The sequence below is a fragment of the Planococcus shenhongbingii genome (assembly GCF_030413635.1).
Taxonomy (GTDB): Bacteria; Bacillota; Bacilli; order Bacillales_A; family Planococcaceae; genus Planococcus; species Planococcus shenhongbingii.
In genome coordinates this window covers 3,901,673-3,919,855 of the sequence record NZ_CP129235.1, presented here as the reverse complement: position 1 = coordinate 3,919,855, position 18,183 = coordinate 3,901,673, and the positions used below count along the sequence as shown (strand labels likewise).

Sequence of the window (18,183 nt, the reverse complement as noted above, 5' to 3'; positions counted from 1 at the left end):
TTGCCATTCCATTACTTATAAACTAAGGAGCTCATTATGTTAGCGAATACAAAAGATATTTTAATAGATGCACAAAAAGGAAAATACGGCGTTGCCGCATTTAATGTATATAGCTTAGAAACGGTTCAAGCAGCTATAAAGGTTGCGGAACAGGAAAACCAGCCTGTAATCATTGCTTTAGGGGAGAGATACTTTCCAACAGTGGATGTTGAAGGATTTTCAGCAATGGTAAGAGCAATGGCAGAAAAAGCGAGTGTTCCCATTTCTCTTCATTTGGATCACGCTTATGAGAAGCAATCAATCATTCGAGCCATCCGTTGCGGGTTTTCATCAGTCATGTTTGATGGTTCAGCATATGATATTGAGAAGAATATGCGCCTTACAAAAGAGATTGTCGAAATTGCTCATATGGCGGGTGTGTCGGTTGAAGCGGAGATTGGTTCTTTACCGAAAGGGGCCTTCTCTGATGAAGAAGAAGGCGACGGGACACTTACTGACCCAGAGACTGCAAAGAAATTTGTCGAAGAAACAGGCGTAGATTTTTTAGCTGCAGCTATTGGAACTGTACACGGCATGTATAAAGGAGAACCGAAGATCGACATGGACCTTCTGAAAAGGATCCGGCAAGTCGTTGATATTCCCCTGGTCCTTCACGGCGGTTCAGGAACACCGGAAGAAAAAATCAGACAGGCCATCGAATTAGGAATAGGTAAAATCAATGTGAACACAGAAGTCTCCATGGCTGCTGTTTCTCATCTGCAAAAATATTTCGAAAACAAAGAAATAGCCCATCTCTCTTCTGTTATGGAAGATATGCAACTGTCTATAGAACCCGTAATGACTAAATTTGTTAAGTTGTTTTCTGGAAAATAATTTTAGTATAGGCGGGCATAACTTCCGCTTCGCTAGGTTACAGACACTGGAAGTCCTGCGATATCCAATCTTCGCCATTGTTTCGTTAATGGCTTTCTAAAAGGAGTAAATAATATGCCGATAGTTTCAATTATTATAGGGGTCGCCCTATTACTTGTATTAATGATGGTTTTTAAACTGAATGCCTTCATTTCTTTAATTCTGGTTGCTTTAGTTGTGGGTATTTTAGAAGGAATGTCTCCGGTTGATGCGATGGCATCTGTCCAAAGCGGTTTAGGCAGTACGCTGGGCAGTCTAACCATGATCATCATCTTTGGTGCAATACTCGGTAAGTTAATGACAGATTCCGGTGGAGCTCAAAGAATTGCCACAACACTTATTCGGGTATTTGGAAAGGACAGAGTTCAACTGGCTGCCGTTTTAACGGCATCTGTTACAGGGATTGCCCTCTTTTTCGAAACTGGGGTTGTCGTTCTGATTCCACTCGTATTTACAATTGCCGCTGCTGCCGGTGTACCTATTTTGTATGTGGGGATGCCAGTAATTGCCGCCCTTATCACAATGCATGGCTTTGTTCCGCCGCACCCTGGGCCAACGGCAATAGCGAGTGTATTTGATGCAAATATCGGTCAGACATTAATCTTGGGAATCATTATTGCGATTCCTGCAATTATTATTGCCGGACCTCTATTTACGAAGTTGTTTAAGAAAGAAGATTTGGAAGTTGAAATTCCAAAAGGATTATTTAATCCGAAAGAATTTACAGAAGAAGAAATGCCAGGATTTGCAACAAGTATTATTACTTCGTTGATGCCTGTAATCCTAATTGCATCACAAGTAATTGTAGAAATCTTTTGGCCAGAGTCGTCAGTTATGCCGTTCTTCGATTTCATCGGTAATCCGAACGTCGCCTTACTGATCTCTGTTCTTATTGCCTTCTTTACTTTTGGCCTCAACCGGGGCAAAAAAATGGAAGACGTCATGAAATCTCTGGCAGAGGCAGTCAGTGGAATTGCCTTGATTCTGCTTATCATCGCTGCAGGCGGTGCGTTCAAGCAAGTATTGATCGACAGCCATATTGATCAATACATTTCTGACATTATGATAGGATCGACATTATCTCCGTTGATTCTTACTTGGCTCATCGCTGCTATCCTAAGGGTTGCGGTAGGTTCTGCAACAGTGGCCGGAATGACCGCTGCGGGAATCGTAGCGCCTCTTATCGCGGCGACAGGAGCAAGTCCGGAACTTATGGTGTTAGCAGCTGGTGCCGGAAGTATCACCTTCTCTCACGTGAATGATGCAGGGTTCTGGATTTACAAGGAATACTTTAACCTGACCATCGGGCAGACGCTTAAAACTTGGTCTGTGATGGTGACTATAATTTCAGTCGTCGGTCTTGCCGGTGTATTGATTTTGGATCTTTTTATAGGATAAAAAGATTGGAAATGAGAAGGCCAGCTTATTAAATTAAGCTGGCTTTTTTTGTGTGGTTTAATTTGCATTTTGCTTTAATAAACATTTCCATTCGTTAATAATTAATCAAACGGCCACTATCATTCCACTGGCCATACATTTTATTTTTTCTTGTATTTTCAATGAACTTGTCCAGTTTTCTATTGAAAACATCCGGTTCATTTCTATAACTTTGGATGGCATCAATCCGAATCCTCTTGTACAATTTCGGAAAATTGAGGAAGTTTTGATAAACTTGATCGTCTTCTTTCAAGCGAGCTTCGATTTCTTTGTCTATAGTAAAAGATTCGGGCCGCATATCAGGGAGAATTTTTAGGCCTTCTTCTTTCATCAGGCCTAATTTTTCTAATCTCCGTACCCGCTCTTTGTTCAATTCTGTAAAATTGCTATTTTTCTTCCGTGGAGAAAGCCTTTGAGCCACTTCTGTTTCTGATATTCTCTTCTTTGTGCTGTCAATCCAGCCAAAGCACAACGCCTCTTCAACTGCATCTAAATACTGGAGGACTCCGGGTTGTTCAGTCATACTGACGATTACCCAACAACACTTTTCTGTCTTTGAATTTTCTTCAAACCAATCCCTTAGTTCCCGTCTGGTCTTAACCCGGATTAAATTCTCGATTTCCATTCTTGAACGCTTCCTTTCTAAACTGAATAGTTGCCCTTAGTATAACCCCTTGAATAGTTTGGTAGAAATACTGAATGAGACTGCCTTAGAACTGTCTGGCAGTGAATGAGTTTTAAAATTCAGGGATAAAGTACGTCTGATCGTAAGTGAATTCTATAGGGAAGAGGCATAGGATGAAAGCCGAAAAGGAGATATCCAGCTGTAGAACGATTATCCAACGGCATTTTGGTCGACGCTGTCAGCTCCGTGAATACAAAGTTCTCTTAAGGAAAACGGATTATTTCGTTGCAGACTTAACGCTTTCCAATCCATCTCAGCGTGTGGTGATTAAACTCGCAGGACCAAATGCTCCAATATCGAGCTCTTTTGACCGAACCTTTGCGATTAACCAGCAAGTTTGGAAACAATCGGGAATTCCGACGTACGAAGCAATTGCATTTGATATGTCGCATGAAACGGTTCCGTATCGCTACCTGCTGATGTCGCATGTTGAGGGGCAGTTGTGGTCAGATATTAAAAAGCAGGTGGCTCCGGAAGAGTTCCGAGCGATTTATCGAGATTTTGGCTGGGCAGTCGCCCAGATCCACAGCATTTCATACAACTCTTTTGGAGAAATTGGCAGCAAAGGAGAAGTCATTGCCACAGAAACCAATTATGCTTCCGCTTTATCAAGGCGGGCAACACAGCGTATCCGAAATCCACGCCATCAAGAAATGTTTTTGTCGCTTTTACAGCAAAATAAAGGGTTATTTAATGAAATCAACTCGCCACGATTAACACATGAAGATTTGAATCCTGGAAATATCCTTTTAACCAATCACGACGGAAAATGGCAATTGGCAGCTGTTGTTGATTTTGATAGCGCGTGGGCAGGTGGATTTGAGTCAGATTTAGCCCGCTTGGAATTATGGAGAGGAATGGTGGGGAAAGACTTTTTTGAGGAATATCAAACCATCAACCCTATTCCAGTGAATTACCCGCAGCGCAGATTATTGCTTCAATTGCTTTGGTGTTTGGAATACGCGGATCCATCCCAGCGGCATTATCAGGATACGAAGAGAATTTGCGGCAAATTAGGCATCGCGCCTATAGTTTTTAATGATGAGTTTTAGTGGGGAATGGTAAATCAATGCTGTTTGGCTCCGTATCTAGAGAGCAGGAATAAATATTTTAGAGAGCTTTCCAAAACAATCACACTTTTAGAGAGTCTTTAAAAGTAGTAAAAGAAAGCTGAAGACCCTGGACTGAGCATAAGCGAGGGAAGCGGCTGAAGCCGTGCCCGCGAAAAGCGTCCGGGTGGAGCGAAATGAAAAAGAGCATAAGAGTTTCTCAATAGCTTAAAGAAAGAGGAGCCATAAAATCGGCCCCTCTTTCTTATTTTTATCTATTCAAGATTTTCTACGAGAAAAACGGAACATTCATGGTCGTTACAGCCGGTTTTGTTTCAACGATGACTTCGCCGTTCCGGATGGAGTAAAGCACTGAAGCTTGAGTCCGGATGGCTTCGTATTCGGATTCGGAGTCAATGACAATCAAGTTGGCTCGATTGCCTTCTTTGACACCATAGCCTTCTTCCATTCCCAGCGTTTTGGCTCCGTTTATGGTAATGAGATCGAGCGCCTTGACGATATGGCCGTGGTCGGTCATATGGCAGGCATGCAAACCGGTGTCGACAACAGACATCAAGTTGCCGTCGCCCAGCGGATACCAAGGGTCCATGATCGAATCGAGGCCAAAGCAGATATTGATGTCTTCAGCCACCATTTCTTTGACTCTTGTCACCCCGCGGCGGATTGGATGATTATCGAATCTTCCTTGCAAATGCAAATTGGCTTTTGGCAAGGCCACAAAGTTGATATTCGCCTTTTTCAAAGTTTGGAACAGTTTATACGTATAGGCGTTGCTGTAGGATGCCATAGCGGTCGTGTGGCTTGCTGTCACACGATGCCCGATGCCTAACTTCAATGCCTCGCCTGCAAGCACTTCCAAATACCGTGATTGGTCATCGTCAATCTCATCACAATGAATATCGACCAATTTATCGTATTTGACGGCCAGTTCAAGCGCCTTGAACACCGACCGGACACCATCTTCCCGGGTCAGCTCGTAATGAGGGATTCCGCCCACAACATCGGCCCCCATTTCGATTGCTTTAATAAGCAGTTCTTCGCCATCCGGTTTGGTGTATAAGCCTTCCTGAGGAAGAGCCACAATCTGCAAATCCATCCACGGTTTGATTTCTTCTTTTACTTCCAATAAGGCTTCCAAACCTTTTAGCGTCGGGTCGCTGACATCGACGTGCGTCCGTACATGCTGAATGCCATGTTTTAGCTGCATCTGGATCGCTTTCAAAGCACGTTTTTTGATATCGTCTTTTGTTTCATTGACGATTTGCTTTCGCTCAGACCAAATTTCAATTCCTTCGAAGACAGAACCAGATTTGCTCCATCTTGGAGTCCCGGCGGTAAGCACGTAGTCAAGATGAATATGCGGCTCTACATAAGGAGGCAACACAATTTTTCCATTCAAGTCGATGACTTGGCCACTGGTTGACTCCTGAGTGTTCGCTGCCTTTGTAATTGCTTTGATCTGGCCGGCTTGAATGTCGATATTCCATTTGCCTTCTTGGCCATAAAGTTTTGCATTTTTCAATAACACGTTAAATCCATCCTTTCGTAATAAAAATTTTTGGAGCATTAAATAATTTGTTGCCTCATCAGCATCTTAACAAAATTCAGGGCTAAGTGCAGAGTTGCCCCTTCGGTTAATTGAAGTCACATCTTTTTTGCTAAGAAGGCATTTTAGGTGATTTGTGGAATATAAAGTAAGGAAATCATTAATTCAGTAAAAAATTCTTTTTAAAAACAAGTTACTGAAGGAGGTCCACGATGAAGCAGCTTTACATCAAGCAGAAAGTACTTAGCTTAAGCGGAAAATTTACGGTGAAAAACCAGCAGGAGCAGGACGTTTATTACGTGGAAGGCAGTTTCATGCAAATTCCGAAGACGTTTTCCATTACGAATACAGCAAGGGATGAAGTTGCGCTCATCACAAAAAAGACGTTCAGTTTGCTGCCAAAGTTTTTTGTAGAGGTGAACGGGCAAGAGGTGCTGACGATTGAGAAGGAATTTTCTTTCTTCAAAACGCGTTACAGGATTGATGCAGCAGGCATCGAAGTGCTCGGCAACTGGTGGGATATGGACTTTCAAGTTTTGCAGCACGGCGAAGTGGTTGGCCAAGTGAGCAAGGAATGGTTCACCTGGGGCGATAGTTACCAGGTTCAAATATTGGATGAAAAAATGGAAACCATCGTTATTGCCGTGGTGGTCGCGATTGATTGTGTCAAAGCTGACCAAGCCGCAGCTTCCTCAGCGGCTTCGACATAAAAGAGGGTTTTCGATGCGAAATTAAAAATTAAAATCAAATCAATAAAGCAGAAAGTCCGCAAGAACTGAGCCTATCTTTTGAAGGCTCAGTTCTTTTATGTCTGCTGTCTATTTCAACATCAAAGCTGGTTTCATAAATAAATCTAATATGGTTTTTACTGCTGAATTGTTTTGGTTTTGTAATTAACATAAAATTATAACTATATCAAAATAGATATTCCTTTTATTTCAAATAAGACTATAAATTACCTGGACCTTAGTGAAATATATGTTTTTCCTATAAATACATTTGTGTTCTTGCGAAAAATTTATTATTATTAGAAAAGTGATTTAAGAAAGATGAACATGGGGAAAAGAAATGAATCCAGTGATCTTAATAAGAAGGAAGAAAAGGCTTGAAGAGGCCACCCAAGTCATTTTGATGCCGAATTGAGTATGTGCTAGCTGCTGATTTGTTTATGCGGCAATTTTTTTTGAATAGAGGGGGAAAAACAGTGGCTAACAACGAAATGAAAAGAGGCCTGGAAGCGCGTCATATCCAGATGATCGCGTTGGGCGGCACAATTGGCGTGGGCTTATTTATGGGTTCAGCCAGTACGATTAAATGGACAGGGCCGTCTGTCATGCTGGCATATGCCATTACAGGAGTTTTTATCTTTTTAATTATGCGGGCAATGGGGGAAATGTTGTACTTAGAGCCTAGTACAGGTTCATTTGCGACATTTGGCCATAAATACATCCATCCGCTGGCAGGGTATATGACGGCCTGGAGCAACTGGTTCCAATGGGTAATCGTCGGGATGGCAGAAATTATTGCGGTTGGCGCTTATATGAATTATTGGTTCCCGGATTTGCCGCCTTGGATACCCGGCTTGATCGCAATGGCGATTCTCGGTGCGGCAAACTTAGTTTCTGTTAAATCGTTTGGAGAATTTGAGTTTTGGTTTGCGATGATTAAAATCGTTACGATTGTCTTGATGATCATCGCCGGATTCGGCCTTATTTTCTTCGGGTTAGGCAATGGCGGAAGCGCAATCGGTTTATCTAATCTTTGGGAACACGGCGGCTTCTTTACAGGCGGCTGGACCGGATTTTTCTTTGCATTGTCTCTGGTGATCGGCGCCTATCAAGGCGTCGAATTGATCGGGATAACAGCAGGGGAAGCAAAAGATCCGAAAAGAACCTTGACGAAAGCCATTCAAAGCATCATCTGGCGTATTTTGATTTTCTATATCGGGGCTATTTTCATTATTGTAACGGTTTATCCATGGGATCAGCTGGATACGATCGGCAGCCCGTTTGTAGCAACGTTTGCATTAGTGGGGATTACAGCAGCGGCCGGAATTATCAACTTTGTCGTTATTACAGCGGCGATGTCCGGCTGTAACAGCGGCATCTACAGTGCAGGGCGCATGCTTTACACGTTGGCGATGAATGGACAAGCACCAAAGTTCTTTGCGAAACTTTCTAAGAATGGCGTGCCTATCTTCAGTACGTTCGGAGTTATGCTTGGATTACTGATCGGGGTCGTGCTTAGCTACATTGCTCCTGACAACCTCTTTGTATATGTTTACAGTGCCAGCGTACTGCCGGGGATGATTCCATGGTTTGTCATTCTAATCAGCCAAATTCAATTCCGAAAAAGAAGAAGTGCTGAAATGGCAGCCCATCCATTCAAAATGCCTTTCGCTCCTTATACCAACTATATAACCATCGCCTTTTTATTGGTGGTTTTAGTCGGCATGTGGTTCAATGATGAAACGCGGATGTCACTGATTGCGGGGCTTATTTTCCTTAGTATCGTCATCATCAGTTACTTCGCGTTTGGAATGGGCAAACGTATTCCATTAGAGACTCACCCGGATGAAGTGAACGACTCATCATCTGCTGTAGTTGACTAATTTTCACCAAACACTGGAAAAAAATAAAAAGACGGTTCACATGCTGCGTAGGCAGCATGTGAACCGTCTTTTATTTAGTTTAATCCTTAGCGGTGCTGGTCAAACAAGATCGGGTTTCCGTCGGGATCTTCGATGATAAAACTGGCAGGCCCTTCGCTTGTTTCATCGGCTTCGCTGGCAAAATGTACACCGTCTGCCTTCAGCTTTTTCTGAAGGTCGCGGATGTCAGTAAAAGCGTCAAGGTTCTGCGCATTTTCGTCCCACCCCGGATTGAAAGTCAGGAGGTTTTTTTCAAACATTCCCTGAAACAATCCAATGACCGTCTTGCCATTTTTCATAATAAGCCAGTGCTGGCCGATGTCGCCGCCGAATATTTCGAATCCCAGTTTTTCATAGAAATCTTTTGATGCATGGATGTCGTTCACTTTTAGGCTGACTGAGAAATTACCCAATTGCATCGTGTTGCCTCCGTTTCAGTTAGATTAAGAAAATGCGTTCTTTTTTGCAGCCAAGGAAGCAAGTGCCGGTTCATTGAATCCTTTAGCGATAAGCCATATGGCCAGGGTCATCTCATTAGCGGCCACTGGCACTGCCAGAATGCCGCCCCAAAGAGAAACTTGTTCAATGACATCGAACATCACTAACAAGGCGCAAACAAAAACACATATTGCTCCTAGTATACCCAAGACAGAGATAAACCTGGGCACGAGTCTCGTTTTGTAAAAAATATAACTGTACATAATAGTGTTGACTCCTAAAAAGAAAAGCGGCCCAAGCATAAAAGTCCAGTCATGGATGGCGATCAAAGATGTTCCGGCAGCTTCAAAAGAGGCGGTATCCGGGGAGCCTGCTGCTAAAAATGTTTGGCTTAAAGTCAGCAAAGCCAATACGCTGATCAACCCAACCGTAATGACGACCGCTTCCAGAAATCGGAAGCACACATGCCACAACGCTATCGTTTCGTTATACTTTCGTAAAATTGGAAACATGGTCGTTGCAGTGCCGACCGCTGATATGACCAGGATCAATTCCATCAGCGCTCCAAGTGCCACTTGATTGGCGTGTCTGGAACCTTCAACCAGGTAATTCGGGTTACTCAGAATCGGATTGTATAACAGAACGCCCACTACTGCTGAAATGGCCGCCAGTAAAAACAGAACTCCCGTAATTTTTGCCGCTCTTTTGCTTGAGAACATCTTTTCCCTCCTCTTTATATTGAATTCACTTTCATTTTACCTAATAAAACTAAATTAGCTACAAATATTGATTGAATATTCGGTATATAAAGGCGCTTAAAATGCCATACACAGCATGCGGCATTTGGAGGTGCAAAGCGAAGATGTTCTCTATGATATAGTTGAGGTGAAAATAGCAAAGGGCTGCAGGTGCAGCGGAACAACAACGCTGATTTTAAAAGGAGATTCGGCCAGCAACTTAAGGTTGCACCTATTTGCGCCTAGAACTAGCTTTACTTCAACTTCAGGTTCTTTAATACTGAAATTGTACGGAAAGGCGAGGAGAATAAATGATTTTTAGCGAACGATTAAAAGAAGAAAGAGAAAAAAGAGGCTGGTCACAGGCGGGGCTTGCTGAAAAAATTCACGTTAGCCGCCAGTCGGTTTCCAAATGGGAGACCGGCAAAAATTATCCGAGTATTGATGTCCTGATTGATTTAAGTGATTTATTTGATATCACATTAGACGAATTATTAAGGAGTGATAAAGAGTTGAAGGAGAAAGTGATTCAAGACAGCAGGCAGTTGGCATATCCTAAATGGAAAACTTTTTTTGACAGTGTGTTTTTGCTGGGTGTATTTTTGCTCGCAGCAAAACTAATGATCATCGCTTTAAATCATTTTTCGGATGCCGATGTCCTCGTATTAGCAGGATCTCTGAAAATATTGTCAAACTTCTTGCCATTAACTTTGATGGTGATTGGCGGCATTGGCAGCGACCAGCTTAAAACTAACTATCGCTAATTTATTAAAGTCCAGTTATTGATTAGTTGAAAAAGACGCTAAGCCATATAAAGCCTGATCCTCTGAAAAGGAAGATCAGGCTTTATTTTTATAGGATTTGAGTTTTTCGAACGGACTTTTCCCTTTAAATCACGTATAATAAGAGATGTTTGAATACGTAAATAATAACCATACACTGTGATATAGTTAGAATAAAGACAGAAAAGGTGTTTTTTAGACCGCGTCCTGGTTTAAGGTATTACCTAAGCTGGAGCGTTTACATCCTATCTGCCAACAATAGAGTAGAAAAGGAAGGTTATAATGGGCAACCTACAGAATAAGAAAGACATTATTTTAATCGGTGCTGGAGTCATGAGCGCTACTTTAGGAGCAATGATTAAAGAAGTGGCACCGGAATGGAATATCAAAGTATTTGAAAAGCTTGAACAAGCCGGAGCAGAAAGTTCCAACGAATGGAATAATGCAGGAACAGGGCATGCTGCACTGTGTGAGCTTAACTATACACCGGAGCAAGCGGACGGCACTGTAGAAATCAAAAAAGCGATCAATATAAATGAGCAATTTCAGCTTTCAAGACAGTTCTGGTCTTTCCTGGTGAAAAACAACCGAATCAGCAACCCCCAAGACTTTATCATGTCTCTGCCGCATATGAGTTTGGTGCAAGGGGAAGACAATGTAAACTTCTTAAGCAAACGTTTTGAAGCGCTTTCTAAAAATCCGTTATTCCACGGGATGGAGTATTCCGATAACCCGGAAACATTGAAAAAATGGATTCCATTGATCATGGAAGGCCGCACAGTAGATGAGCCGATTGCCGCAACAAAAATCGATTCAGGAACTGATGTTAACTTTGGTGCTTTAACGAAGATGCTGTTTGAACACTTGAAAGAACAGAATGTTGAAATCAACTATAACCACAACGTTAAAGACATCAAACGCTCTGGCGACAGCAAATGGGAAGTTAAAGTGCAAGATACGGCCAACAACAAAATTGAATACCACAGTGCTGACTTCGTGTTTATCGGCGGCGGCGGCGGAAGTCTGCCATTGCTTCAAAAAACAGGCATTCCGGAATCGAAGCATATTGGAGGATTCCCGGTAAGCGGGCTGTTCCTTGTCTGCAAAGATCCGGAAATCGTTGAACAGCACCATGCGAAAGTATACGGCAAAGCGAAACTGGGTGCTCCGCCGATGTCCGTGCCGCATCTGGATACACGCTTTATCGACAATAAAAAGTCATTGCTGTTCGGACCGTTTGCCGGCTTCTCGCCGAAGTTCCTGAAAACAGGCTCGAATATGGACTTACTTGGATCTGTAAAACCGAATAACGTCTTCACAATGCTTGCTGCAGGGGCGAAAGAAATGTCATTGACGAAATACCTCGTTCAGCAAGTCATGCTGTCGAACGAAAAACGCGTCGAAGAACTGCGTGAGTTCATCCCGACTGCCAAAGTGGAGGATTGGGATGTCGTGGTTGCCGGCCAGCGTGTGCAAGTGATCAAAGACACCGACAAAGGCAAAGGGACGCTGCAGTTTGGTACGGAAATCGTTACGGCTGCTGATGGCTCAATTGCTGCATTACTGGGAGCATCTCCCGGCGCTTCAACGGCTGTCCATGCGATGCTTGAGATTTTCGAAAAATGCTTCCCTGAACAAGTTAAGAACTGGGAGCCGAAAATCAAAGAAATGATTCCTTCTTACGGCTTATCCTTAATGGAAAATCCGGAGCTTCTCCGCGACATCCATACATCAACAGCCGAAGCGCTTCAATTGAACGAAGAACTTGCTTCGATGGCGAAAGAAAAAGTATTAAGCAAATAACAAAACAAAGAACCTTCAATCCTTCGCGGGATTGGAGGTTCTTTTTGGTTTCTGAAGGAAAATTCACTTTGTTAGTATTAGGGAATTTGAAATATGCAGCAGTTCGACCTGTTGCTTTGTATGTATTTCGGAAAGAGTTAGTTTGAGTAAACCACGACTAATAGTGCTGGAACAAAAAGCTGCGAGAAAGAAGAGTTTATCGAAGGAGGGCAAATTGATAATATTTGGCTGCCATCTTATAGGCGCGGGCCTCGTGATAATGCTCTGCCAGTTCTATGCTGATTTCTTTGATGAGCAACGGATAATTTCCTTCTTGTGCCAACTGAACTGCCTGCTGAAGTTCTTTTTCATAGGAAGGAAAATCAAACCGGGCTTTATAGATCTGGGATCTCAAATGCAAAAGCTGGATATAAGAATTGGGCAGGTTGTACAAATTGGTCAGGCGGAAAGCTTTCTTTAAATACTCACCCGCTTCTTCCCAGTTCTTTCTTTCGATGCTTATTTTACTTAGAACTTTAAGGGCGTGAATGGTTTCTTCTTCTTTATTTGCTTTTATGTCATATTCAATGCTCTGGAGCATGTATGAAACCGCTTGATCGAATTGCTTTTGTTTTTGATAAATGCGTCCATAATTATAAGACAAAATTGGTGCATAGTAATCTTCATTAACCTCCTTTGAGAATTGAGAAAGTTCATCCAAAATCTTCAATGCGTCATCATATAAATCGTTTCGATGGTATTGGATGGCTAATTGAGCCAAAGAATTTGCGATTCCTCCTTTAAAATCCTGATCTTTAAAGATCTGTAAAGCCTTTTTTGTATACAATCTCGCTAATTCCAAATCTTCATCCATTTTTGTTCGGACTTGAGCCAAGTTCAAATAAGCTTTTGCTGCCCGCAACGATGTTCCTTCGTGTTGTAAGGAGTCAAGATGAAGACTCGCGTAAAACAAAGCTTCTGAATAGTTTTTATTCTTGTTGAAATATTTGTAAAGGCTATGAAAATAATAAGAAATTTCATTCTCGAAAGTGGATTGGGCAGGTGAAATAATGTTCTTAGCTTGTTCGACTATTTGATGAGCTTCTTCCATATCAAAAGTGGTGTAATACGAAATCAAAACACAATATATTTTAATCAAAGTGGAATTTGAATGGTTTTCCTTAGAATGGAGTTTTAGTAGAGCGAGGTCCTGGGAATTGATTTTTCTGGAACTGATATAACTTTCGTAAATTCGGTGGACATCCGGTTCTACATTTTTCATATTCACATTGAGCAGAAACTCTGTATCCACTTCAAGCACTTTCGCGATTTTCACGATAAATGAATAAGAAGGCTTAGCTTTGCCACTTTCGATTTTGCTGATGTATGTATTGGAGCAAATTCCGTTGATCAACTCTGTTTGAGTCATTCCTTTATGTATCCGAACTTGGCGTATTCTTTCCCCTATTTCCATTCTCTCCCTCTTTTCCTTTTAATCTATAATCCATATCTCTCTGGATGAATTTACCTCAATTATATAACGATAATCTATTATTGGAAATATTTTTCAGCAAAAGAGAAGAGTTTATTCCATATACAGGGATTTAAGTTGAAAAGCCTCGGGTTAAAACGCATTTATTTTAATTTAGATGGCTGTTTTTTATCTGTTCCATTCAACTTTCTCTATTCACTATAGTTAAAACAGAAACCTACAAAGATGTTGGAAAGGAGGGACTGAAATGGAGATTGCTTATCCATTTATGATTTATAAAAATGCGGAGGATAACTTACATTTAGCTGATAACAAGCCGCTGATCCACTTGAATACACTTGCCCAAATCTGCTTCCGCGCTTTTTCGCAGACGCCTGATTTTTCAAAACCCGAAATTATCATTCTGGACCATCAAGCAGTGGAAGGCATCAGCCAGCCCGGCCGGTTCGAAATAGATTTTGATCACAATTACTTTAAAAAAGTAGGGGAAATCAGTTCAGAACTGGAAAAAGGAGAAAGATTTCGGTTAGGCCTTTTGCATAAAAAGAATGCCGATGAAAAGCAAGTGATTGAGAGCTACAAAAAGGCAGTTCTGCTGCACGGAGAATTGGCAACTGTCCTCGAAAACAGACAAGTGGATTCAAAAGAAACGGCCATTCAATGGATTACTGACTAAGGAGATGAGTTGGATGAACAAACTATGGCAATACGGATTGTGTGTACTGGCGGGTGTGCTGGTCATTGTCGTGTATAAAGCATTTTTCTAAAGAGAGGAAGATAGAGGATGAACCTAACAATTAACGATTTAAACAAGCATTTCGGACCATACCACGCAGTAAAGAACTTGTCTTTATCCGTAGAGCAAGGCGAAGCCGTGGGGCTGCTGGGAAGAAACGGAGCAGGAAAAACCACGACGATCCGGATGATTCTCGGGTTATTGCAGCAGGAAAGCGGCAGCATTGAATGGGGAGGAAAACCGTTCTCGCGCAAAGAAATGAAACTCGGCTATCTGCCCGAAGAAAGAGGCCTGTATCCGAAGATGAACATGCTGGACCAATTGGTTTATTTCGGCCAATTGGAAGGCATGAGCAAGCGTGCTGCCAAGCAGGAAGCTTTGAAATGGATCGAGCGCCTGGGAATTAGCGAGTATCTCAAAAAAGACACTGGAGATTTATCAAAAGGAAACCAGCAAAAAATCCAATTGATCGCGGCGCTGATGCACGATCCGGACCTGGTCATTCTGGATGAGCCTTTCAGCGGTCTGGATCCGGTCAATGCGCAAATGCTGGAAGGGGTAATTGAAGATTTGATTGAGCTGAAGAAAACGCTGATCTTTTCGAGCCACCGGATGGAAAGCGTTGAATCGTTCTGCGACCGCGTGTATTTGATGAAGCACGGCGAAGTGGTGCTGTCGGGCGCGATTTCAGATATTAAAACCCGGTATGGCTTCAAGTATGTGAACATTGAATCTTCCGAGCCCTTGGAAGAGCATTTTAAAGAGCTGCAAACTGAGTTTGTCAAAAAGGGAAAGGAATATCAGTTGCAAGTTAAAACCATGGAGCAAGGCCTGTGCCTCATTGAAAAATTAAAAAGTTTGGTTGCAATCCGAAAAATCGGCATCGCGGATCCATCTCTAAACCAAATATTCATTGAAAAGGCAGGGGATTAATGATGAGAAACTTCTATTTGGTCTTCAAGCAATCGTTTCGGGAAAGAGTGACATCGAAGTCTTACCTTACGACAACGTTGGCTTTGATCCTGATTTCCATCTTCGCCATTTCGCTTCCAAGCATCCTGGAGAATTTTACAGACGCGAAAGAAGAAGTGGTGGTCATCTCCAATGCGCCGGAGATCCAGTTGGTGGAATTGGAAGGGCAGTTGGCTGACTGGGAATGGAAAGAAGGAACGGACAGCCAAGTAAGTTCGTTAAAAGAAGATGCCCAGGAAGGGAAAATTGCGGGCCTATACATAATAGATAAAGGCGAAAGCAATTATTCCGTCACGTACTTTTCCAAAACCAACGACGTCGTGTTGAATTCTTCGCTGTCCCAATATCTTCAAGCGAAAAATACACAAAGAATTGCAGACAGCAACGGCATATCGGCAGCCGATCAGCAGGCCCTGTTCGTTCCTGTCGCCATGGAAAAAGGAAAATTCACTTCAGAAAACGAAGTTTCGGTCTTTGTGATTTACTTGATGCTGATGTTCATTTTAATGGCGGTCATGATGTACGGCACAACTATCGCCACCGGCGTCGCTTCGGAAAAAGCTTCCAGGGTCATGGAAGTGATGGTGACGAAAGTAAATCCACTCGCCATGATTTTTGGGAAAATATTCGGGATTGCTTTAGCAAGCCTCGTGCAGTTCGCGGCTTTCTTTGGCTCCATCGCGTTGTATCTGAAATCCGGAATTGTGGAACCTGCACAAAGCTTAGGGAATTTTGAATTGAACCTGTCGGCCCTCACAGCCGAGCATTGTGTTTACTTTTTCATCTTCTTTTTATTGGGTTATTTATTGTATGCTTCTCTATATGCAGTATTCGGTTCTATGGTAAGCCGTCCGGAAGAGCTTAACGGAACGACGATGCCGATTTCCATTCTGTTAATGGTAAGTGCTTTTTCAGGTATTCTTTTTGTCATGGATGATCCGACTTCAACTTTATCGAAGTTCATGGCAACATTTCCGTTTACATCCCCGTTCAATATGATTATTTTGATTATGAAAGACGCGGCTTCATTTGCGGAGATCAGCCTTTCAATCGCCTTACTTGTCATCACCACATTTGTATTCGGTTATTTTGCGGCAAAAATTTATCCGAAAGGCATACTTCACTTTGGAGAAAATTTAAAATTACTTCAACTCATCACGAGAAAATCATAAAGAAGTAATTAGAACAGATAACCGATCAGTCGTATTTAAAACTGATCGGTATTTTTTATTGCGATGAAATTATGAACTCAATAGGTCTGTTCATAAAAGGTTGCATTTACGGACGGTTCTATTTCTATCCTTCGTTGGATTGAAGGTTCTTTTTGGTTTCTTTCAAAGCAAATTCACATTGAAATGCGAAAGGGATTGTTTTAATATTCAAGTTACATAGATGTGAAATTACTTTGAGGAATAGAAAGAGGAGGGAAACAAATGATCAAACAAGTCGGCCAAATCATGCTATATGTGAACGACCAGGACGAGGCAGTCAGATTTTGGACGGAAAACATGGGATTCGAAGTAGTTTCTGAAGAAAGCAACGGAGAAATGAGATGGATTGAAATTGCGCCGGAAAGAGGGGCTGAAACGACAATCGTTCTGCATAACAAGGAAATCATCGCTCAAATGTCACCCGAACTAAATCTGGGTACGCCTTCGCTGATGTTTTTCACAGAAAATCTCGATCAATTATACAGCAAGCTGACAGCGCAAAATATTACAATCGGAGAAATTGTCGAGATGCCTTCCGGCAGAGTCTTCAACTTTGCCGATAGGGAAGAAAATTACTTTGCCGTGATGGAGAAAAGTAAGTGAAAAGGTATTTAGGCGTTATTCAGTTTGAATTTCATTGATTTATATGCCGCCAATTCATGGAAATACCATTTAGCAACTGAAGGATTGCGTATAGGAAGGGGTAGTTGTGCATTAAGAGTCTTTATTCCCTATGGATGAAGGAATTGGCACGCTTCAATTAATCACACCGAAAGCGGAGAAGCTTTTCTCATCCAAAATTATTAGTAATTGATTAATGAAAATGTGAAATTAATAAGATCAAATTGGTTTTGATTTTTAATTATTAAGGACTAAATCTAAAAAAAGCATCGACCATGTATAAGGTCGATGCTTTTTGAGTTGATGTTTATTGAGCAGTATAACCGCCATCAATGACAACAGCTTGCCCTGTCACACTTTTCGCTTTATCACTTGCCAGGAATAAGGCATAGTCCGCAATTTCACTGACATCCAGTAACCGTTTTTGAGGCACTAGCGGAAGAAGCACTTCTGCCAAGACATCTTCTACAGGAACATTGCGGGTTTTAGCCAGATCAGCCATTTGCCCACGTACAAGTGGTGTATCTACATATCCTGGGGCAATCGCATTGACTGTAATGCCATGCTCTGCACCTTCTAATGCTGCAACTTTTGTTAAACCGATGACGCCGTGTTTGGCACTATTGTAGGCGGCTTTGCCTGCAAATCCGATTAGGCCGTTAATGGAAGAGATGTTGATGATGCGTCCAAACCCTTGTTCTTTCATGATCGGGAAAACGGTTTTGGTCAGGATGAAAGGTGCTGTCAGCATGATTTTAATCATCAATTCAAATTTTGCTGTTGGGAACTCTTCAATCGGCGACACATGCTGTAACCCGGCGTTGTTGATTACGATATCCACGCGGCCATAAGTTTTTTTGGTTTCAGCGACCAAGTTTTGAAGCTCTTCTTCGCTTGTCACGTCAGCTTTGACACCAATTGCTTCATAGCCAAGTTTTTTCAAAGATGCAGCAGCTTCCTGCAACACTTCGTTATTGATGTCCGAAAGGACAACGTTGGCGCCTTCTGCTGCAAAATGTTTTCCGATTTCAAACCCGATCCCGCGAGCGGAACCTGTAATAATAACTACTTTGTTTTCAACCATGATTAATTCCTCCAGTTATAGTTTTGTA

At 42.1% G+C, this 18,183-nt stretch carries 17 protein-coding genes; 11 read left to right on the top strand and 6 right to left on the bottom strand.

Annotation, left to right across the window (positions count from 1 at the left end; genetic code table 11):
* Positions 1 to 36 precede the first annotated feature (36 nt).
* Positions 37 to 873 carry a class II fructose-bisphosphate aldolase gene (locus QWY16_RS19035; RefSeq protein WP_300990807.1) on the top strand — a complete coding sequence of 279 codons (837 nt, stop codon included), beginning with the start codon at positions 37 to 39 and terminating at the stop codon, positions 871 to 873.
* 114 nt (positions 874 to 987) lie between these two features.
* Complete coding sequence (locus tag QWY16_RS19030; RefSeq protein ID WP_300990806.1) at positions 988 to 2,310, top strand: gluconate:H+ symporter; 1,323 nt, start codon at positions 988 to 990, stop codon at positions 2,308 to 2,310.
* Positions 2,311 to 2,404: 94 nt separating this feature from the next.
* On the opposite strand, the gene QWY16_RS19025 is transcribed toward QWY16_RS19030, so the two are convergent.
* Positions 2,405 to 2,974, bottom strand: coding sequence for a YdeI/OmpD-associated family protein (locus QWY16_RS19025; RefSeq protein ID WP_300990805.1), 570 nt, complete (start codon positions 2,972 to 2,974; stop codon positions 2,405 to 2,407).
* 173 nt (positions 2,975 to 3,147) lie between these two features.
* Here QWY16_RS19025 and QWY16_RS19020 point away from each other — a divergent pair, with 173 nt between their 5' ends.
* Positions 3,148 to 4,086, top strand: coding sequence for a phosphotransferase family protein (locus tag QWY16_RS19020; RefSeq protein WP_300990804.1), 939 nt, complete (start codon positions 3,148 to 3,150; stop codon positions 4,084 to 4,086).
* Positions 4,087 to 4,372: 286 nt separating this feature from the next.
* On the opposite strand, the gene codA is transcribed toward QWY16_RS19020, so the two are convergent.
* Entirely contained in the window at positions 4,373 to 5,632 is a 1,260-nt protein-coding gene (gene codA / locus QWY16_RS19015; protein ID WP_300990803.1) for a cytosine deaminase, read from the bottom strand.
* 230 nt (positions 5,633 to 5,862) lie between these two features.
* Between codA and QWY16_RS19010 the strand changes: the two genes are divergently transcribed.
* Both QWY16_RS19010 and QWY16_RS19005 read left to right on the top strand, forming a co-directional pair.
* Entirely contained in the window at positions 5,863 to 6,360 is a 498-nt protein-coding gene (locus QWY16_RS19010; RefSeq protein ID WP_300990802.1) for an LURP-one-related/scramblase family protein, read from the top strand.
* Positions 6,361 to 6,854: 494 nt separating this feature from the next.
* Positions 6,855 to 8,261 (top strand): amino acid permease, encoded by a 1,407-nt coding sequence (locus QWY16_RS19005; RefSeq protein WP_436837156.1) that lies wholly within the window; start codon positions 6,855 to 6,857, stop codon positions 8,259 to 8,261.
* A gap of 86 nt (positions 8,262 to 8,347) precedes the next feature.
* Here the strand turns inward: QWY16_RS19005 and QWY16_RS19000 are convergent, their stop codons facing one another.
* Complete coding sequence (locus tag QWY16_RS19000; protein ID WP_300990800.1) at positions 8,348 to 8,719, bottom strand: VOC family protein; 372 nt, start codon at positions 8,717 to 8,719, stop codon at positions 8,348 to 8,350.
* Between the two features lie 24 nt (positions 8,720 to 8,743).
* Positions 8,744 to 9,457 (bottom strand): DUF4386 domain-containing protein, encoded by a 714-nt coding sequence (locus QWY16_RS18995; protein WP_300990799.1) that lies wholly within the window; start codon positions 9,455 to 9,457, stop codon positions 8,744 to 8,746.
* A gap of 329 nt (positions 9,458 to 9,786) precedes the next feature.
* Here QWY16_RS18995 and QWY16_RS18990 point away from each other — a divergent pair, with 329 nt between their 5' ends.
* Entirely contained in the window at positions 9,787 to 10,239 is a 453-nt protein-coding gene (locus QWY16_RS18990; RefSeq protein ID WP_300990798.1) for a helix-turn-helix domain-containing protein, read from the top strand.
* Between the two features lie 300 nt (positions 10,240 to 10,539).
* Positions 10,540 to 12,060 (top strand): malate:quinone oxidoreductase, encoded by a 1,521-nt coding sequence (locus tag QWY16_RS18985; protein WP_300990797.1) that lies wholly within the window; start codon positions 10,540 to 10,542, stop codon positions 12,058 to 12,060.
* A gap of 196 nt (positions 12,061 to 12,256) precedes the next feature.
* Here QWY16_RS18985 and QWY16_RS18980 read toward each other — a convergent pair whose 3' ends face one another.
* Entirely contained in the window at positions 12,257 to 13,513 is a 1,257-nt protein-coding gene (locus tag QWY16_RS18980; RefSeq protein WP_300990796.1) for a helix-turn-helix domain-containing protein, read from the bottom strand.
* Between the two features lie 265 nt (positions 13,514 to 13,778).
* On the opposite strand from QWY16_RS18980, the gene QWY16_RS18975 reads away from it, so the two are divergent.
* The 4 genes from QWY16_RS18975 (at position 13,779) to QWY16_RS18960 (ending at position 17,053) form a co-directional block, all read left to right on the top strand.
* Entirely contained in the window at positions 13,779 to 14,207 is a 429-nt protein-coding gene (locus QWY16_RS18975; protein WP_300990795.1) for a hypothetical protein, read from the top strand.
* Between the two features lie 108 nt (positions 14,208 to 14,315).
* Complete coding sequence (locus tag QWY16_RS18970; RefSeq protein ID WP_300990794.1) at positions 14,316 to 15,200, top strand: ABC transporter ATP-binding protein; 885 nt, start codon at positions 14,316 to 14,318, stop codon at positions 15,198 to 15,200.
* Positions 15,200 to 16,411, top strand: coding sequence for an ABC transporter permease (locus QWY16_RS18965; protein WP_300990793.1), 1,212 nt, complete (start codon positions 15,200 to 15,202; stop codon positions 16,409 to 16,411). The genes QWY16_RS18970 and QWY16_RS18965 overlap by 1 nt, the downstream gene beginning before the upstream one ends.
* A 261-nt stretch (positions 16,412 to 16,672) precedes the next feature.
* Positions 16,673 to 17,053, top strand: a complete 381-nt coding sequence (locus tag QWY16_RS18960) for a VOC family protein (RefSeq protein WP_300990792.1) — start codon at positions 16,673 to 16,675, stop codon at positions 17,051 to 17,053.
* 325 nt (positions 17,054 to 17,378) lie between these two features.
* Here QWY16_RS18960 and QWY16_RS18955 read toward each other — a convergent pair whose 3' ends face one another.
* Entirely contained in the window at positions 17,379 to 18,155 is a 777-nt protein-coding gene (locus QWY16_RS18955) for a 3-hydroxybutyrate dehydrogenase (protein ID WP_300990791.1), read from the bottom strand.
* Positions 18,156 to 18,183: the final 28 nt, after the last annotated feature.

Excerpts from the sequence above, each read along its gene's own strand:
- QWY16_RS19035 (WP_300990807.1), top strand. The coding sequence starts at position 37 with ATGTTAGCGAATACAAAAGATATTTTAATAGATGCACAAAAAGGAAAA.
- QWY16_RS19030 (WP_300990806.1), top strand. The coding sequence starts at position 988 with ATGCCGATAGTTTCAATTATTATAGGGGTCGCCCTATTACTTGTATTA.
- QWY16_RS19025 (WP_300990805.1), bottom strand. The coding sequence starts at position 2,974 with ATGGAAATCGAGAATTTAATCCGGGTTAAGACCAGACGGGAACTAAGG.
- QWY16_RS19020 (WP_300990804.1), top strand. The coding sequence starts at position 3,148 with ATGAAAGCCGAAAAGGAGATATCCAGCTGTAGAACGATTATCCAACGG.
- QWY16_RS19010 (WP_300990802.1), top strand. The coding sequence starts at position 5,863 with ATGAAGCAGCTTTACATCAAGCAGAAAGTACTTAGCTTAAGCGGAAAA.
- QWY16_RS19000 (WP_300990800.1), bottom strand. The coding sequence starts at position 8,719 with ATGCAATTGGGTAATTTCTCAGTCAGCCTAAAAGTGAACGACATCCAT.
- QWY16_RS18995 (WP_300990799.1), bottom strand. The coding sequence starts at position 9,457 with ATGTTCTCAAGCAAAAGAGCGGCAAAAATTACGGGAGTTCTGTTTTTA.
- QWY16_RS18990 (WP_300990798.1), top strand. The coding sequence starts at position 9,787 with ATGATTTTTAGCGAACGATTAAAAGAAGAAAGAGAAAAAAGAGGCTGG.
- QWY16_RS18985 (WP_300990797.1), top strand. The coding sequence starts at position 10,540 with ATGGGCAACCTACAGAATAAGAAAGACATTATTTTAATCGGTGCTGGA.
- QWY16_RS18980 (WP_300990796.1), bottom strand. The coding sequence starts at position 13,513 with ATGGAAATAGGGGAAAGAATACGCCAAGTTCGGATACATAAAGGAATG.
- QWY16_RS18975 (WP_300990795.1), top strand. The coding sequence starts at position 13,779 with ATGGAGATTGCTTATCCATTTATGATTTATAAAAATGCGGAGGATAAC.
- QWY16_RS18970 (WP_300990794.1), top strand. The coding sequence starts at position 14,316 with ATGAACCTAACAATTAACGATTTAAACAAGCATTTCGGACCATACCAC.
- QWY16_RS18965 (WP_300990793.1), top strand. The coding sequence starts at position 15,200 with ATGATGAGAAACTTCTATTTGGTCTTCAAGCAATCGTTTCGGGAAAGA.
- QWY16_RS18960 (WP_300990792.1), top strand. The coding sequence starts at position 16,673 with ATGATCAAACAAGTCGGCCAAATCATGCTATATGTGAACGACCAGGAC.
- QWY16_RS18955 (WP_300990791.1), bottom strand. The coding sequence starts at position 18,155 with ATGGTTGAAAACAAAGTAGTTATTATTACAGGTTCCGCTCGCGGGATC.